Raw genomic sequence first — 16,534 nt, 5'->3', positions numbered from 1 at the left:
AGTTTAGATTAAAAGATAATGTTTACACCGAAGTTCACGATTTTCAACGGAGGGAAGTCATTAATTCTATCGCTCTTTCCTTCCGGGTCCAGACCTTGATACAAGCTACTGAATGTAAGCAGGTTCGAGCCAGAAACATACAATCTCAGCTTCGTGATTCTCAGCTTGTCCGTGATACCCTTCGAGAAGGTATAACCCAACTGGGCGTTCTTCAGACGAAGATAGTTTGTCTTTTTCAGGAAGAACGAGTTATAGGTAGATGCATTACGGTTGTTAGCCGCCTCCAAACGGGGCATTTCGGCATTTCCATTCTGGTTCTCTTCCGTCCATCTGTCGCGGAAATGTACACCGGTGAAGGCTTCATAGCTCGGTCCTTCGATCCATTCCCCGTACATCATTCGGTTCGCTCCGCTTGATCCCTGGAACAACAAGCTCAGATCAAAACCTTTATATTCGCCGCTGATATTCCATCCATATGTGAACTTAGGAATATTGGAGGCAAAAATCTGACGGTCGTCCGGGTCGATTGTTCCATCGTTATTCGTATCGACCAATTTCACATCGCCGGCATGAAGATCAGACATACCACGCGGGTCCGATTTATATTTGGCACGGTATTCTTCCAATTCCTGTTCGTTTGCGATCAAACCGTCTGCCTGGTAGATGTAGAAAGCGTTCAAAGGCGAACCGATCGTCTGGATATTATAACCGCTGATATTCTTGTCGTCACCACCGCGGTCGATCCATTCGTTCTTGTTATATGCCAGGTTGAAAGAGGTGTTGAATGTAAACTCTCCGAATGTTTTACGGAAACCGACCATCGCTTCAATACCTGAGTTACGAACCACTCCGGCATTTTGTTCGGGAGCATCCAAACCAATAAAATGAGGAATGCCCAAAGCCAACAAGATATCTTTCGTATCTTTTGAGTACCAGTCCAATTCACCATAAATCGAGTTATTCAGGAAACCAAAATCCAAGCCGATATTGGTCTGTTCCACCGTTTCCCATGTCACATCCGGATTCGCCATCTTCTTTTGGTAAACCGCAGAAACCAAGCTTCCGTTCATGACTACATTCGAGGTGTTATATTGAGGCAGATACATGAAGGCATCGATACGTTCATTACCGGTCTGTCCCCAGGATGCTCTCAGTTTCAGATTATCCACAAATCCCAGGTTCTTCATAAATCCTTCTTCCGAAATACGCCATGCGGCAGAGAAAGACGGGAAGACACCCCACTTATGGCCTTTGGCAAAACGGGAAGAACCGTCGGTACGGATATTCGCTTCAAACAGATACTTATCCTTAAAACCGTAGTTTACGCGCCCGAAGAATGAATTGATACCCCACTTTGTCGGATAGCCTTCTGCAAACTGGCTACCGGCCGAACCTAAAGAGATGTCTGGCAGAGCATCCGAAATCAGATCCTTACGCTGGGCCATCGAATAGTAATTGCGGTAAGAGATTTGTTCCATACCGTAGAGCAGCGCCAGATCATGATCGTCTCCGAAACGTTTCTTATAATTAGCCAGGAAACGAAGTGTCATCTGGTAGCTATCGTTACGTGAATCTTTTACACTGTTCGGATTATTGCGTTGTGTAATCAGTTCACCGACCTCGTTGTAGTATTTATGGTTCTTATAATGGATCTTTCTTCTGTCCCAGGAACCGTTCAAAGAGGCCATACCGGTAAATACCAAATCCTTGATCGGTTCGAAATCGGCTTTCACCTGTCCGTAAACCACATCCTTATTATAGCGGTCTTCTCCTACGACATCCATATCCATAAGAGAGATGGCATTTCTGTTCTGCTTGTCCAATCGGTAATCACCGTTCTCATATCTGACCGGAGACGTAGGTTGCATGCTCCATACATCATACTGCACACTGCCTAATGCTTCCGGCCACAAGCGGTCAATGTGGCGATATGTCACATCACTGCTGACTTTCAGCATCTTGCCAATGTTCAAATCCGTATTTACACGATAGCTATAACGCTGGTATTCCGTGTTTTTGACCAGACCCGGTTGGTCCAGATAGTCAAACGAAACCAAATAGCGTCCGACTTCGCTACCACCTGTCAGGTTTAATGTATGTTGTGTGATATAAGTAGGTTTATATACCTCATCTCCCCAGTTCAGATAAGAATGGTTATACGGATCATCGCCTCTTTCAGTTGCCAGGATATCATCTTCCGAATACTTGTTCGAACCACCGGAGTTGACCAACGCTTCATTAACCATCGTCATATATTCGCGTGCGGAAACCTGCTCGGCCTTAACCGCCCGGTCCTGGAAACCGATAGTACCGTCGTACGATAATTTCACTTTACCTTCCTTACCCCGTTTGGTTGTCACCAGAATTACACCGTGGGCAGCACGTGAACCGTAGATAGAAGCAGATGCGGCATCTTTTAAAACGGAGATATTCTCGATCTCGGAAGAAGGGATCTGGCTCAAAGACATTTCGATACCGTCCACCAATACCAGCGGTTTGGCATTGCCGGTCGTACCGACACCACGCAAGTAGATTTCAGGATCGTCACTACCCGGAGCACCGCCACGGTCGACTACCGTGATACCGGGGCTCAACCCCTGTAATGCTTTTGTGGCATTTACCACCGTCATTTTATTGATTTCATCGCCTTCCAGCTTTGTAACGGCACCTGTAGTCGTCACTTTACGCTGAATACCGTAACCGACAACAACAACTTCGCTCAACGCCTGAGTGTCTTCAACCAACTGGATTGCCAGTGTCGACTGATTACCTACCTTTACTTCTTGTGTATTATAACCGATATAAGAAAACTGGATGACAGCTCCCAGAGCGATATCCAGCGTGAACTTGCCATTTATATCGGTGATAATACCGTTTGTAGTCCCTTTTTCAATCACATTGGCACCGATAATCGGTTCACCCAGATCATCCGTGACAACACCCGTAATTGTTTTCTTCTGTTGGGCTACAACCGGAATGGATGTTTCTTTTACTTTATGGCTCGACAAGACAATATAGGAACCTTTCTGGGAATAATTCAAGCCCAACTGGGTAGAAAGATTATCCAGTACTTCTCGGATGGATTTACCGACCATATTAACAGATATCTTTTTATTCACATTGACGCCGGCATCATAGATAAAAAGATAATCCGTCTGCTTTTCAATAGTATTCAAATAATCTTTCACTGAAAGATTATCACCCTGCAGGGTGATCTTTTGCGATATCGCATTCTCTGCATGTAAGCAGAGAACGGCAGCAAATAATAACATATAGGTTATTCTCATAATCCTAAATAAATGTTTATGCCGTGATTTTAATAAGAGACAAAACCCCGACAAAGGTATTTTATTCATAACTTTGTGATATTTAAAGATTAATACTTGTGTTAGACATGTGTTAGTTATAAGGCGGTGGATCTCGCACATCCATCGCCTTTTTATATTGTGTTCTGTATTCTATTTCATCCCATAGGCATTTCTCGTTTTTAATTTAAGGTTACACATTTACTTTATATAAATAATCGTATTATCGTCGCTACGGGAAAAGGTAAAGCGAGTACTGCGTTGCAACACTTGCAAAATGAAATCCACACCATCCGAAACACGGCACTTGCCACTACATTTATAGTCATGAAGCCTTTTGTTTTGGATAACGATACGGATATCATACGTCTTCTCAAAGCGTTTCATCAAATCGGCAAAGCGGATGTCTTCAAAGCAGATCAGCCCCTCTTTCCAGCGGTAATTATCGAGGTTACGGATCGAATCGACCACCATTCTGCCACCTGTCCATTCCGCTTTCTGCATCGGGGAGAGCCGGATGGAAGGACCAGGCTTCATCTTATTTGTCAGTTCGATGGAACCTTCCAACAGGGCGGCTGAAAATTCACAATCCGACTCCGACTCATTCACCCGGACATTAAATTCCGTCCCCAAAACTTTTATATCGCATTTCTTCGTTTGCACGACAAAAGGATGTTTCGCATCTTTGGAAACATCGAAATAAGCTTCGCCTTTCAACGACACACGGCGGGTTTCCTCGCTAAAAGAGGCCGGATAAGTCATTTCACTACAAGCGTTCAACCAGACATTCGTCCCGTCGGACAGGGTGAGGTTCGCCCGCTGGCCCGGAGGAACGACAATCTTATTCATCGCCAACACAGGAACCGGTTTTGCCACGTTATTATATATGTACAGGGCAGACACTATCAATACGGAAATTGCAGCAGCAATCTTCAAGGATTCCCCGATAATAAAAGGCAGGCTGAAACGACGGCCGGAACGTGTCGTGCTGCTATTCTTCGCCTTATGCAACAACAGCACATCAAAATATTTCCGCTCCCTTATCAGCTCTTCCCGGTTCTTATCAGAAGCATCCACCCAATCGCAAACAGCCTCTTCCTCTTCAAAAGAGGCTGTTCCAGCAAAAAATCGATGTAATACTTTTCTGTCCATATATTATATAAGCACCTCTCGAAAGCAACCCCCTAAAATTTTATCCGAATATTTTCGCCTTCTTTTATTTTCCGGTTACTGATTGTTTTTCCGCCGGCGATAACGGCGACTTGTAATTTATCGCCGAGACGCTTCACCTCGATATCGAAAACGGTATCGAATGCGCAAATCTTACGCAGGTTTATGTGATCCCACTCCTGCGGCAGGCGGGGAGTAAAGACAAACGAGTTCAAGCCGGTCGGACGAATACCGAACATACCTTCCGTGATGATACGGCAATACAATCCGCTTTCGGCAGACAGATGGCGCTGGTTGCCTTCCGGCCATGCCTCGATCGCATAGGGAACATGTTCTCCTAACAGGCGCTGGGAAGAGTAGAATTTTAGATAATCGGTAGCCTTCTCCGTTTCACCGCAAGCATACACGCCACGCAATGCATACAAGGTGGAACGGTCCCAAAACGTTTCGCTTCCGGCCTGTGTCAGCAGACCGTTTTCCGTCCACAAGCGCGGAGAGAACAACGCCTGGATGGTAGCATCTTTCCGGTCCTGTATCCCGACCGTGAGCGGAATACAGATCCAGGAACGCAGGACATCGTTTCCTTCATAATATTTATAGGTATCAAATCCTTCGACGGTCCCGCCGAAATAACGGTCGATGTTTTTCTTCAGGGCTGTAGCCTGGCGAGCATAGGCAGCTACCGGCTTACCTAAATCTTTCCCTAAATAACCGGCTGAGATCAAGGCATCATAATATAAGGAAGAAGTACAAAGGTTTGCTTTTCCGGCGGGGAAACGGCCTTCCAACTCATCCGCATCGGAGGCCACAACACCACTCTCGTTCAGATTGCGCCGACAATACTCCAAGCACCATTCGATCAATGGCCACAACTTTTCGGCTTCCGCCTTATCACCCTTGGACAAAGCATAACGGGAAGCACCATAAGCAACCATCGCCGCATCGCCACGGTCACCGGCCCCCGCCCAGATATCGATACCCTCCGCTATGATCGAGCTGGGGATCGGCTTATATTCGGGATTCATGAAACGGGCAAAATGTTCATACGAGCACAATGCGGAACGGTTTCCGACTTCATATCCCAAGTAAGGGAAGAAAGGATTGATATATTCCGCCTGGTCGTTCGCCCAGATAGCGGCGTAATAGGATTCACCGCCGGGGCCATGCATCAACCCGCCTTTCGTATCGTAAATACTTTCCGCTCCACGGATTTTTGCAAAAGCGAACATGGTGTTGATGACAGGATCGGGTGTGTCCAAGATCAGGTTATCCCAGAATCCGGCAATCAAATCCTGCCGGGCCTGTAACTCCCGGTCGATATCGAACGAAAGCTCGCTTTCATTCTTTTTATATCCGGCAAAGGTTGCGCTGAACGTCAACTCCTCGCCCGGTTGCAACTGGCGGGCCGTCTGTCCGTTGATGGTCGAAACCAACTTATAGCTGCCGTCCACCCCTTTTGCCGCATCGGTCTCTACGACCGAACGGGAAGAAGGAATTTCCACCGACACCACGGATTCACCGGCATTCCGCAAAACATACTTTTCACAAAAAGCCGGATTCGAAACGGAAGGGAACAGAACACGCGTCAGGCAGAGTTTCCCTTTGCGGGGAAGCGCATATTCGCTCTGTACGACCATCGTTCCGTTCAACGTAACGTCTTTCACTTTTTCGTTCTGCAAAGACTGCCCGTTCACCTCGACCATATCGGTCACGTCCCATGCAAAACGGCGCATCAGACTGGCATGCGTATTGTTCGGGATCGTGCGGAGCATCGGCCATATCATACTTCTGTTCAGCATAAAGGCACCGTTTGCATCCACTCCGTAACGCAAGACGGTCGAGACTTTCAACCCGCTCATTTCGATATGGTCCTCATGCGGGACACGCTCGTCTATCTGCCAAGTAATGCCACCGGCAGGATTAATAACCCAGCGATCGGCTGCCGAAACGGAAAGGCAGCTGATCCATAAAAGGGATAAAAAGCAATAAATCTGTTTTCTCATGTTATTTATTCATATATCGGTTTAAAGAATTATTTCTGTTCGAGGATCGCAACGCCCCAGGGAGCCAAAGCGATCGTCCCGTTCCCAGGTACGGGGCGGCCGGTCAGCAGATCGGTCGCTTCGCCCAGGCGGTTTGTGATATCCCGAGCCTCCGCACTATAGTTAAAAAGATAATGCACCTTTGCCCCACGATCGTTGATACCGGAGCGGACAACCACGGGAAACTCGTATTTCAATGCGCCTCCTGCAAGCTCCAACCGTCCGGCGGCGCGTGCCACCAACTTTTTCATCAGCTCCACGGACGGACAGGTCCCTACGTAGATCAAATGGCCCTTTCCATAACTATTCTCGGTGATGCACGGCCACTTTCCGAAGAACGGATGCTCGGCATAAGCCAGCGGCGTAGCTTTGTCGGTGACTAAAAACTCCAACCAGGAAGAAATCTCATTCCCTTTCCCCAACCCGAAAGGATCGTCTCGAAGAGGCAACCGGTCGATCACAGAGTATTCCTGGTAATGCAGGCCGGCAGCTTCACAAAGCGGACCGGGAGTCAACATCGGCCGCACGGTCGAGTTCTCGTCGCAATATCCGCTTTTATACAGCATCACGACCTCTCCCCCATTCTTCACAAAAGCGTCGATCTTACGAAGCAATTCGTCAGAGGCGATATACAAAGGGGGAATTACCAACATCTTATAGGAACTGAAATCCCACTCTTTGTCACACGGGATAATATCCGTTTCAATATTCTGCTCATAGAGGCTTTTATAAATAAGGTCGATCGGGTATTCTTCCTTGCCGCCGCGCTGGTAAGGCATGAAATGCAGGCCAAAGTAAGAATCGTGACTATACAGGATCGCAACTTTGTTTTCTTTTTTCAAATTCACCAGCTTGGAACCGATACGCTTCAGTTCGGAGGCCGTTTGCTTAAATTCGTTGTAGACGCGGTTAGGCTGCTGGTCATGCCCCAGAACACCCCGCCAGTATGTCTCCTGACCATAATGCAAAGTACTCCAATGCCAGTATTCCACCATATTGGAACCGGAAGCGAGATGCCCGTACACATTCTGGCGGAGCTGTCCGTCGTAGGGAGGATATTGCGAACGGCTGTCCCATCCCGTCCCCTGTGCATTCGTCTCCGTGATGAGATAATTTCCTTTGGCGACCGTACGCATGAAATCGCCTCCCCAGGCAATATTCCTACCGTTCTGCCCGTCCTGCACGCCGTGATAGATATTGACGGCGGGGTATTGCATATTCTTAAAACTCTCCACCTGGTCTATGTTCTGGAAAGCCGGCATGAAACAATGCGTCACAAACTGGTCCTGCCTGCGGTATTCGTTCACGATGGCAACCTGCCAGTTCAGGAAATCGGCTACCACCTTGCGCCCCCAACGCTCCCATTCGTTCTTATAGGCCGGGCTGGTCACCCCGTCGCGTGTGTAAAGTTCCTCCCAGGTACGGATATTCATGCCCCAATAGTTCAGTCCCCACAGGCGGTTCAGGCTGTCGAGATTGTTGTGGAACTTATCTTTCATGTAGTTGCGGAAACCGACAAAGTAGTCATGATTATTGATACCCCGCGCTTCGCATTCGTTGTCCACCTGATAGCCGATAACCGCCGGATTGTTTGCATAACGCTCCATCATCTTACGGATGATCCGCTCGCAATAGAAACGGTAGGTCGGATTGTAGATATCCATGTTCTGGCGGATGCCGTAATACCGTTTGCCACCGTTAACGGTTTCGGCGAGCACTTCCGGATGACGTTCAGCCATCCAGGCGGGAATGGAATAGGTGGGCGTGCCCAATATCACCTTAATACCGGCAGCCTGAAACTTGCCGATGATGCGGTCCATCCACCCGAAGTCGAAAACACCTTCTCGAGGCTCGAACAATCCCCACGACGACTCGCCGACACGGACGACATTCAAGCCGCACTCTTTCATCAGGCGGATATCTTCGTCTAAGCGGTCCTCCGGCGTATATTCGCTGTAATAAGCGGCTCCATACAATATCTCGTTAAATTTATACTGAGCTTTCGCCTGCAAGCAGGCAAGCAATAGAACGGTTGCAAACATAAGACGTGCAAACAACGTATTAGATTTATTTCTATCCATATCTTAGAATATTATGTGTTTTCAAGTTCTACTTATATAATAAGCACCTGAAGGCAGGATACCCCCTAAAGGCTATTGACGTTTTTTCTATCCTCTTCCTGCTTACAGGAACAAGATCATCGCCATATAATCCTGCAACTTCACCCTCAATATCTTCAAAGCCTTGGAAATATGAAACTCTACGCTCTTAACGGATAACGAAAGATGGGCGGCAATTTCCGGATACGTCTTATTCTCATAGCGACTCATGATAAATATCTGCCGGGTCTTCCCAGACATCATCGCCAACGCCTCGTCGACCAACTGCTGGGCCTCCGAACTAAAAATTTCCTGCGGGTCGCAGGCTTCAAGGGTAGAGATACGCAGGTCGTTCACCCGCTCCTGGTGTTCCCGGATGCGTTGCTCCACATCTTCGCGAACGCGAAGATGCCGGAGGTAATTCAGGCATTTATGTTTGATCGCTTCCAGGATATAGGCCGGGATATTCGAGTCGGAAGTCAGTGAGCGGCGGTTCTCCCAATAATACATAATTCCCTCGACAGCAATATCTTCCGCTGCCGTCTCATCTTGTATGTACGTATTGGCGAAACGCACGAACAAACCGTGATAATCGGCAAACAACTTGTTAAAAGCTTTTATCTCCGAGGCTGTTTCCATAATGTCTCTTTTCGCCGATAAAGATAGTACAAATTTTCAACAAAAAAGGTTATAGGATATTCAGTATTTCCCTATAACCTTTTTCTTCCTGTCCTATAGTCCGTATGGGAACAGGCTATAGACTATTCTAAGTTTGCGTAAAGCAAGAAGCTGAGGTTAATTTATATCTTTGTTGTATGAAGAAACTAAATTAACCGACTAACGGAAGTACACTAATGGAAAACGATAGTCTTTAAAGACTAGTTATTGTAACAGACTTCCGTTAGTCAAGCAGGCAAAGACTAAATAGATTATTGATATATAATAGGATATCATTTAGAGTAGTAGCCCATTCCTGCTTTCGGTTAATCCAAAAACAATATAAAGGTATGAATAAATTATTTATCGGGATTGATTTCTCCAAGAAAAAAGTAGATGTAAGTGTGATAGAGAAAGAAAACATATCTTCAGGTGTCCACCGTGAGTTCAGTAATGATGTTGCCGGACATGAGAGTCTGTTGGCATGGCTTTGTGATAGCTATCCGCAGACAGGCAAAGATCAGATGCTCTTTTGCGGTGAGAACACGGGACTTTACAGCGTTTGTTTGAGTAACACTCTCGCGCACGAGGGTTATACACTGTGGCTGGAACATCCTTACAGGATCAAACACAGCAGCGGCATGCAACGCGGGAAAAACGATAAATTGGATTCATTGCTGATCGCACAATACGCTTGCCGTTTCGAGGATATGGCCAAGGTCTATACCCCCAATACGGAAACCATCCGGGCGCTGCACTCATTTTTCACATTCCGTGATTTATTGGTGAAAATGAAAAATGAAGCATTGGTACATGCCAAAGAACTCCATTCGGTCCTAAAAGGGAATCACGCAACAGATTACATATATCAACATAGCCTGACACAAGTGGATAACTTGAACCGTGAAATAAAAGATGTGGAAAAGGAAATAATGGATCTGATCAACAGTGAAGAGGAGATCAAAAACAATTATGAGCGTATTACATCCATCAAAGGCGTGGCTTTTGTCAACGCCCTTGCTTTGATCGTTTATACCGAAAACTTCACCTGTTTTGACGATCCGCGCAAGCTGGCCTGCTATGCGGGAGTGGTACCGTTCCAACGAACCTCCGGCTCCAGTGTCAAAAGCAATGCCAAGACAAGTGGATTTGCCAATAAAAAACTAAACACGCTACTCACCCAAGCGGCACGAACCGCTGCCATACATGATCCAATATTAAGAGAATATTACAGGCGCAAAAGAGAAGAGGGGAAGCATCATAATTTAGTTATAAACAATATTAGAAACAAACTGATACATCGAATCTGTGCATTGGTCAGGAACCAAACTTTCGACCAAACGGCTTAGATTTTTGCAATATTCTTAATTTGTTTTAAAATCTTTCCGTTTATTTGGTTGGGAACATAGATTACTTTATTTTTTCGAACCAAGGCAGGCGCTCCAGAGGAGCCGTCACTTCGATCGTTTTCGGTCCCTTGAACTTTTTGCCCGTATCGTCCAGCCATACGCCTTTGGGCAGCATCACTTTGCGGGTATGCTCTTTTGTCAGTACCGGGGCAACCAGATATTTGTCGCCCAACATGAACTGATCCTTGCAATCGACGAATCCCTGGTGCGGAAAAGCGTATTCCATATGCCGGATGATCGGTTCACCGGTTTCGGCAGCATGATGCGCCTGTTCCAGGATATAAGCGCCCATCTTTTCATGCAGACGGGCATAATCGCGACAGATCGCCAGATGCTTTTCATCGAGGATACGCCAGGGAGCTACGGAAAACTGCATCATCGGCATCAAGGCATGCACCTGGCAGGAACGGACAATCAACTCCTGGTCGAGCTTCGTCTGGTCTACACCCAGAAAAGAACCGAATTGTCCGCCACCGATCATATCGGGACAGGCATAGGCATAGCCCAGTAACCCGGCAGCAATCATGTCGGGGATAAGCAAACCGACCGCATTCCACGAATAATCCTTATCGCCCAGGCGTTGAACCAGGGCCTCGCCCCCCATCTTCCAACCGGCACGGTATTCGTTGAACGGGAAATCCAACCCGATCTTTGCCCAATATTCACACATATCGACCGAGGTAGCCGACTTATCGTAAAACTCCAAGCCGGGATCATCATAATGGCCGATATCACCGGCATCGAACTTAAATCCGTCCGCCCCGTATTTCTCCTGCATGCCGCGCAACTGTTGTTTCAGATGTTCGGCAGCGGCGGGATTGCTCAGGTCATAACAGGCACTGTAGCCGTTCCACCAGGGGATGATAGCCGCAGCATCCGTCCCCTTCTTCTTGATCAGGTAACCTTTCTGTTGCAATTCGCGAAACTCCGGACTGTCGGGGCTGACAAACGGGCAGATCCAGAACATGATCTTGAACCCTTGCCGGTGCAGGCGGTCGATCATCCCTTTCGGATCGGGAAAACGTTCGGGTTTAAAGTCAAAGTTCCCATAGTATTTCTGCCAGTTGTCATCCACCATGAAGACACCGACCGGAAAGTTGTTCTCCAACACGTTATCGGCATACTTCAATATATCCGCCTGGTTCTGGTTGTACATCAACTCAATCCAGGTGTTATACTGCGGCATGGAGAAGAACAGCGGGTCGGGCAACTGCCCCGACGGCGGGAAATGCTTGGCGGAAGCGGCCAGATAAGCGTCTTTCAGCGTACGGCCCGCCAGGATAGGCTCCATCTTCTCATAATCGGAATAAAGGCGCAACTCACCATTCTCTACCTTAAAAGCGAACGGCTTGTTGCTCCAGATATACCGTCCTTCCGAAGAAAGCAGAAGCGGCACATTCTGGTTGTTCAGGTTCTCGGCCGAAAGGTCGAACAGACGCAGATCCCCTTCAAAAGGCATCTTCGATCCCAAACCGACCGCTCCGCCCCACCATTTTTCTCCTTCGAGAGAGGCTATTTTCGATTCGTACTTACTCCCGGCAAAACCAGGCAATGCCAGAAGAGCCAGTAAAAGAAGACAGATTGTTTTATGTGTCATGATATATTCTATGTTGTTATGTTATTTCCCGAATATTTCCGCAAATATACGTTGTACTGTCGGAATACAATCACCTTCCGGTTCATTTGAATAAGGATTTGTCTGCTTGGTCCAAGGCTCCTCGATTGCATAAAAGTCGATCGCCGCTGTTTTTTCACCATCCAAAAGCCGAATCTGATAATCGAACCAGGTTTTCCAGCGCATATAATAGAAATCTTTCAGAATGCCGTTCCATTCACGATGGGCATAATCGCGCAAGCCTCCTTCGTCGGCCGCCAACCGGTTGCCCCAAGTCGTAATCTGCACACGGGCGTTCCATTCGTACAGATCCCTTTCTTCAGGGGTATTTCCGAGACTGCGAGCGCAGGCGATCCAGGTTCCGACCTTAAACTCAGGACGTGTTGCCAGCAGTTCATCCTGCAACACGATCAAACGCAGAAAACGATCTGAAGCGTCTTTATACAGCTTTTTATCGCCGGCAACAAAAGCGGCCTCAACCACCTTCTCCGTAAGACGCCCTTTCTCGGCGATTGCCTGGCGGACGATATCGACCAGGTCATACTCGAAATTATTGTTTCCCCTAAACTGATCGGAGACAGATACCATCATGGTGGCAGCACGGATCACATCGTTCGGATCATAATAGTCTTTCATCTCCGACCAACTCGAAACCTGATACGGATGTTCGGTAGGACGGGCACAGAATACTGACTCATGGGTTCCCTGTTGCGTATTTGCGTCCGGGCAGTTATAGATGGAGTTGCTCAACAGTATCCAGGCATCCTGCACAACGGGGTTGCTCTTTCCGTAACGGGCTACCGTATATGCCTTCAACCACTGATCCTTGTCGAAACGTTGCGAACGCCAAGGCAGCTCTGTCAATAGTTCGAACATAACCGGATTATTTTCACTTCCCTCCATTGTCATGCCGACTCCTTTCAATGTTTTGCTGAAAGGACTTTCCTTCGCCTTATAGAACTCATCAATCACATGCTTCATCTTCCCATGCAGCCCGATGTTTCCACCATAGTTCAGCAACATACAGTAAATCCAGTCATGCTGTCCAAATCCGTTCTTCCGATACCAAGTAGATGCAGGATCTCCCCACTGCGGACGGCTTTCCGCAAACAGATCCAACGCGATCAAGTCTCCTGCCTCCAAATTCCCGATCATCTTCGGGCGTGGGTTCGCCTGCCATGCCTGAGCCACCCAAACGGCTTTCGGGTTATTCTTCTTCATCGCCTGCATGATGGCCTTTCCGGCAGCATCCAGATCCACTCCGGCAATACTTCCGCCTTCGTGGAACGGGTCCATGCTATAATAGTTCGCTTTGCCATACAATTTGTTCATCTCCTTATAATAGAGAGAAGCGATCTCTTCGAAACGCGGATCTGTCGGCTGTAAAAAAGCCGGACGGCGGTATCCGTTCCATAACCCCGGATCAGAGACATTCAAGCCCAACTTTTCTTTTGCGTTATGGGGAACCATGCCGGAGTAACCGGGGAATACCGGTTCGATACCGTATTCACGCATTCGCTTCACGATCTTTTTCTGCAAAGCAATTTGCTGTTTATACCAGCTATCCGGATTCGGGCCGCCCCAACCTTCCAAGTTATTCATCAACCACCAAGCCTGAAAGCCGGGACCAGCGATGAACTCGTTGATTTCCGTCTTTGTGTAGCCTAACTTGCTCAACACATTATACCAGACACCGTCTGTCCCGACCATTGCCAATGGTAGATTGATGCCATGCAATGCCATCCAGTCAATCTCCTTTTCCCAACGCGCCCAATCCCAAAAAGCCATCGTATAAGAGAAGGTACAATAGTTGAAGTCATAGCGGTATTTCATATCCGTCTCATGGCGTTCCTTCAGCTTCACTGCCGGCAAGACTTCCGGCAATTCGGCTTGCATGCCGTTCCAGGAAAGATGAATTCCGGCATGATATTTCAGATACCAGTTCAGCCCGGTCGCGATACTCACATAATTATTGCCTCGAATCATGACCTTGTCACCTTTCTGGTCGAGCTCAAAGAAATCGACAGGAGATTTCACCTGTTCAATCACAAATTTACGCGACGCACCTTTGTCGATACGTTCCAGCAACCCTTCGATAGGGGAAGCCGCATTTACGGCAAACGCAATGAGCAGCATGCCGAAGATATGGAAGAATCTCATATTATTTTTTCCCATTTACAAGCAGATAATAAACCAAAGCCCAATCTTGGTCATTCGCGAAAGGATCGTAAAAACCGGTTCTGACTCCATTCACTTTATTGGGATACATATAAGCACAAGAAGCTTTACCATCCTCAAAGAATAAACAAAGATTGTTTCTTACAATATTCTCGGCTCTTTTTTGATAAGATTTGTCGCCTGTACACAATGAATAGTAGTGATATGCAGCAGCAGTCAACGTACTCCAGTAATGCGGGAACGTATCACCCCAAGTCTCATATTTGCCAAACCAATAGCCATCCCAATGGCGTATTCCCACCTCATTCAGATGAAAACTGGGTTGTCTGCCACCGAATGCCTCCAAAACCGGCATCTGCTTCTTTGCCTCATCCAAATATTTCTGCATTCCGGTTTCCAAATATAGTTGGGTAAGAACCATGATAGAGGGGGCAACAATACTTTGTTCAAAATTCACCTCATGTTTTGGATAGTTCAGACTATTCTTGATATAAGTATCTCCAATTTTCAAATAGTCTTCTTTCAAATCTTCATACTCTTTCTTCATACCTGCTCCTTTCAACGTCTGAAGTCCAATGGAAATGGGTATGTCAATGGCGTAGAAGCCATATCCGAAATGGCGGAACATGGCTTGCATGGTTTCATATCCGTCTGTCAAATATTGCTTGTCTCCGAATGCTTTATACATTTCAAAGTAAAGATTAGCGACCCACGGATAATTATATCCCCTGTTCCGGCCTTTATGATCTACTGTTGACCATGTCGTGTAGTCTTTATCTTGAAGAACTTCCCGGATGAATTTATAATACCTCAGAATCGATTCCTTTATTTTTTTGTCACGGGTCAACCTATATTGTTTCAAAAGCAAAACTCCCATGCCCAAACGCTCAGCCCCTTCATCCCGGTCATGGAAACTGACCGTAGGGCGGTCATTAAGGAAAAGTTCGTCTGTTTCGTTGTCATAAACCATATAAGCCCCATAGCGAGGATCAGACTTATCATTCATTTGCTGATGGTCGATAATAAAATTCACACGTCTATCTACCAGTTCTTTCTCCCCACTGATAACCAAACATTGGGCGTGCGTGTTTTTCCCTCCATCATAATAAAAGTCAAAACGGACATCCCCCGGTTGCTCCATCTTGCTTTCAATAATCCACTGGCCATTTTCTTGTTTGACAGGGACAGTCACCCCGTTCTTTTGTGCATACAACTTGGCCAACGGCTTATTACTGTGAAGGACCACCTTTGCCGTTTCCCCTTTCTCAATCACATATTTCTCTGCTTCAACCCAAACATTACCATGAGCAAGCACCTTGTTACGGAAGTCTTCTTCTCCCTCGTGGGAAAACACTACCCATGCAATTTTCTGTTGTTCGCCCGGTTTCAGCCTCATATCCTTTGGATTCAAGGAAAACAATCCGCGAAAGTTGGAGAATGCCGCATAATTACGTTCATTCACCTCATACCCATCAATAGTCCCTTCCTGCAGCACCAAGCCCAAATGAGGAGCTTTTCCGCCCATACGCATAGCATTTACATATGCACCGTTGCCACCTACCCAAATATGGGCATCGGTTCGCGAGTTTACACAAGTCATGGCATCCGGATAATTATCATTGAAAGGCGTATAAATCCCTATACCTGAAAGGTAAGCGTTCTGTGTTCCCCGGTTGGTAAAGATATATTCTTCTTTCAATTCACCATTCTCCAACTTTCGCTTCACGTCGATGCGGATATTGCCGGACATATAAGTGACCGTGCCATCTTCCGCAATACCCACCGGAGTTTTCCAAGTCCGTGCATGGGTGATGCCATTCACCGTTTCCGAAAAATAGCCCAATCCCCAACTATGGGAATCGACAATCCACGGATATTGCCGGCCGTTGGTTTCCAACAGCCAGTTCATGTCCTGTTTATCACCTGCAATACTTATTTTCGCCACTGCCCCTGTCGAAGGGCTTATCTTATGCTCTATCTGTTGAGCAAACAGGGGGAAGCTGCATAAGCTCCCCCCTATTAACATGATTATTTTACTAAAACTATTCATTCTATATTA

At 46.9% G+C, this 16,534-nt stretch carries 9 protein-coding genes; 1 reads left to right on the top strand and 8 read right to left on the bottom strand.

Annotated elements, in window-relative coordinates; genetic code table 11:
• Positions 1-8: 8 nt before the first annotated feature.
• From ACPYIV_RS16910 to ACPYIV_RS16890, 5 genes are all read right to left on the bottom strand, one after another.
• Positions 9-3,287: a TonB-dependent receptor gene (locus ACPYIV_RS16910; RefSeq protein WP_425884156.1), complete on the bottom strand. Its 3,279-nt coding sequence runs from the start codon at positions 3,285-3,287 to the stop codon at positions 9-11.
• Between the two features lie 219 nt (positions 3,288-3,506).
• On the bottom strand, positions 3,507-4,457 hold the full coding sequence (locus ACPYIV_RS16905) for a FecR family protein (RefSeq protein ID WP_293740545.1): 951 nt from the start codon (positions 4,455-4,457) through the stop codon (positions 3,507-3,509).
• A gap of 32 nt (positions 4,458-4,489) precedes the next feature.
• Complete coding sequence (locus ACPYIV_RS16900) at positions 4,490-6,478, bottom strand: hypothetical protein (protein WP_425884154.1); 1,989 nt, start codon at positions 6,476-6,478, stop codon at positions 4,490-4,492.
• A gap of 29 nt (positions 6,479-6,507) precedes the next feature.
• Entirely contained in the window at positions 6,508-8,598 is a 2,091-nt protein-coding gene (locus ACPYIV_RS16895) for a beta-galactosidase (protein WP_425884152.1), read from the bottom strand.
• Positions 8,599-8,700: 102 nt separating this feature from the next.
• A complete protein-coding gene (locus ACPYIV_RS16890; RefSeq protein ID WP_293740548.1) occupies positions 8,701-9,255 on the bottom strand; it encodes an RNA polymerase sigma-70 factor in 555 nt (184 codons plus the stop codon).
• Positions 9,256-9,623: 368 nt separating this feature from the next.
• On the opposite strand from ACPYIV_RS16890, the gene ACPYIV_RS16885 reads away from it, so the two are divergent.
• Entirely contained in the window at positions 9,624-10,622 is a 999-nt protein-coding gene (locus ACPYIV_RS16885; RefSeq protein ID WP_290092606.1) for an IS110 family transposase, read from the top strand.
• 61 nt (positions 10,623-10,683) lie between these two features.
• On the opposite strand, the gene ACPYIV_RS16880 is transcribed toward ACPYIV_RS16885, so the two are convergent.
• From ACPYIV_RS16880 to ACPYIV_RS16870, 3 genes are read right to left on the bottom strand one after another with little or no spacing between them, the layout of a single operon-like run.
• Positions 10,684-12,279, bottom strand: coding sequence for a glycoside hydrolase family 31 protein (locus ACPYIV_RS16880; protein ID WP_299360490.1), 1,596 nt, complete (start codon positions 12,277-12,279; stop codon positions 10,684-10,686).
• A 21-nt stretch (positions 12,280-12,300) separates the two neighbouring features.
• Positions 12,301-14,457, bottom strand: coding sequence for an alpha-N-acetylglucosaminidase (locus tag ACPYIV_RS16875; protein WP_425886531.1), 2,157 nt, complete (start codon positions 14,455-14,457; stop codon positions 12,301-12,303).
• Between the two features lies 1 nt (position 14,458).
• The gene (locus ACPYIV_RS16870; protein ID WP_425884149.1) at positions 14,459-16,525 is read right to left on the bottom strand and encodes a DUF5695 domain-containing protein; all 2,067 of its coding nucleotides are present in this window, start codon (positions 16,523-16,525) and stop codon (positions 14,459-14,461) included.
• Positions 16,526-16,534: the final 9 nt, after the last annotated feature.

The sequence above is a fragment of the Parabacteroides vesiculifaciens genome (assembly GCF_049860805.1).
Classification (GTDB): domain Bacteria; phylum Bacteroidota; class Bacteroidia; order Bacteroidales; family Tannerellaceae; genus Parabacteroides.
This window is presented reverse-complemented; position numbering and strand designations above follow the sequence as displayed.

Excerpts from the sequence above, each read along its gene's own strand:
- ACPYIV_RS16910 (WP_425884156.1), bottom strand. The coding sequence starts at position 3,287 with ATGAGAATAACCTATATGTTATTATTTGCTGCCGTTCTCTGCTTACAT.
- ACPYIV_RS16905 (WP_293740545.1), bottom strand. The coding sequence starts at position 4,457 with ATGGACAGAAAAGTATTACATCGATTTTTTGCTGGAACAGCCTCTTTT.
- ACPYIV_RS16900 (WP_425884154.1), bottom strand. The coding sequence starts at position 6,478 with ATGAGAAAACAGATTTATTGCTTTTTATCCCTTTTATGGATCAGCTGC.
- ACPYIV_RS16895 (WP_425884152.1), bottom strand. The coding sequence starts at position 8,598 with ATGGATAGAAATAAATCTAATACGTTGTTTGCACGTCTTATGTTTGCA.
- ACPYIV_RS16890 (WP_293740548.1), bottom strand. The coding sequence starts at position 9,255 with ATGGAAACAGCCTCGGAGATAAAAGCTTTTAACAAGTTGTTTGCCGAT.
- ACPYIV_RS16885 (WP_290092606.1), top strand. The coding sequence starts at position 9,624 with ATGAATAAATTATTTATCGGGATTGATTTCTCCAAGAAAAAAGTAGAT.
- ACPYIV_RS16880 (WP_299360490.1), bottom strand. The coding sequence starts at position 12,279 with ATGACACATAAAACAATCTGTCTTCTTTTACTGGCTCTTCTGGCATTG.
- ACPYIV_RS16875 (WP_425886531.1), bottom strand. The coding sequence starts at position 14,457 with ATGAGATTCTTCCATATCTTCGGCATGCTGCTCATTGCGTTTGCCGTA.
- ACPYIV_RS16870 (WP_425884149.1), bottom strand. The coding sequence starts at position 16,525 with ATGAATAGTTTTAGTAAAATAATCATGTTAATAGGGGGGAGCTTATGC.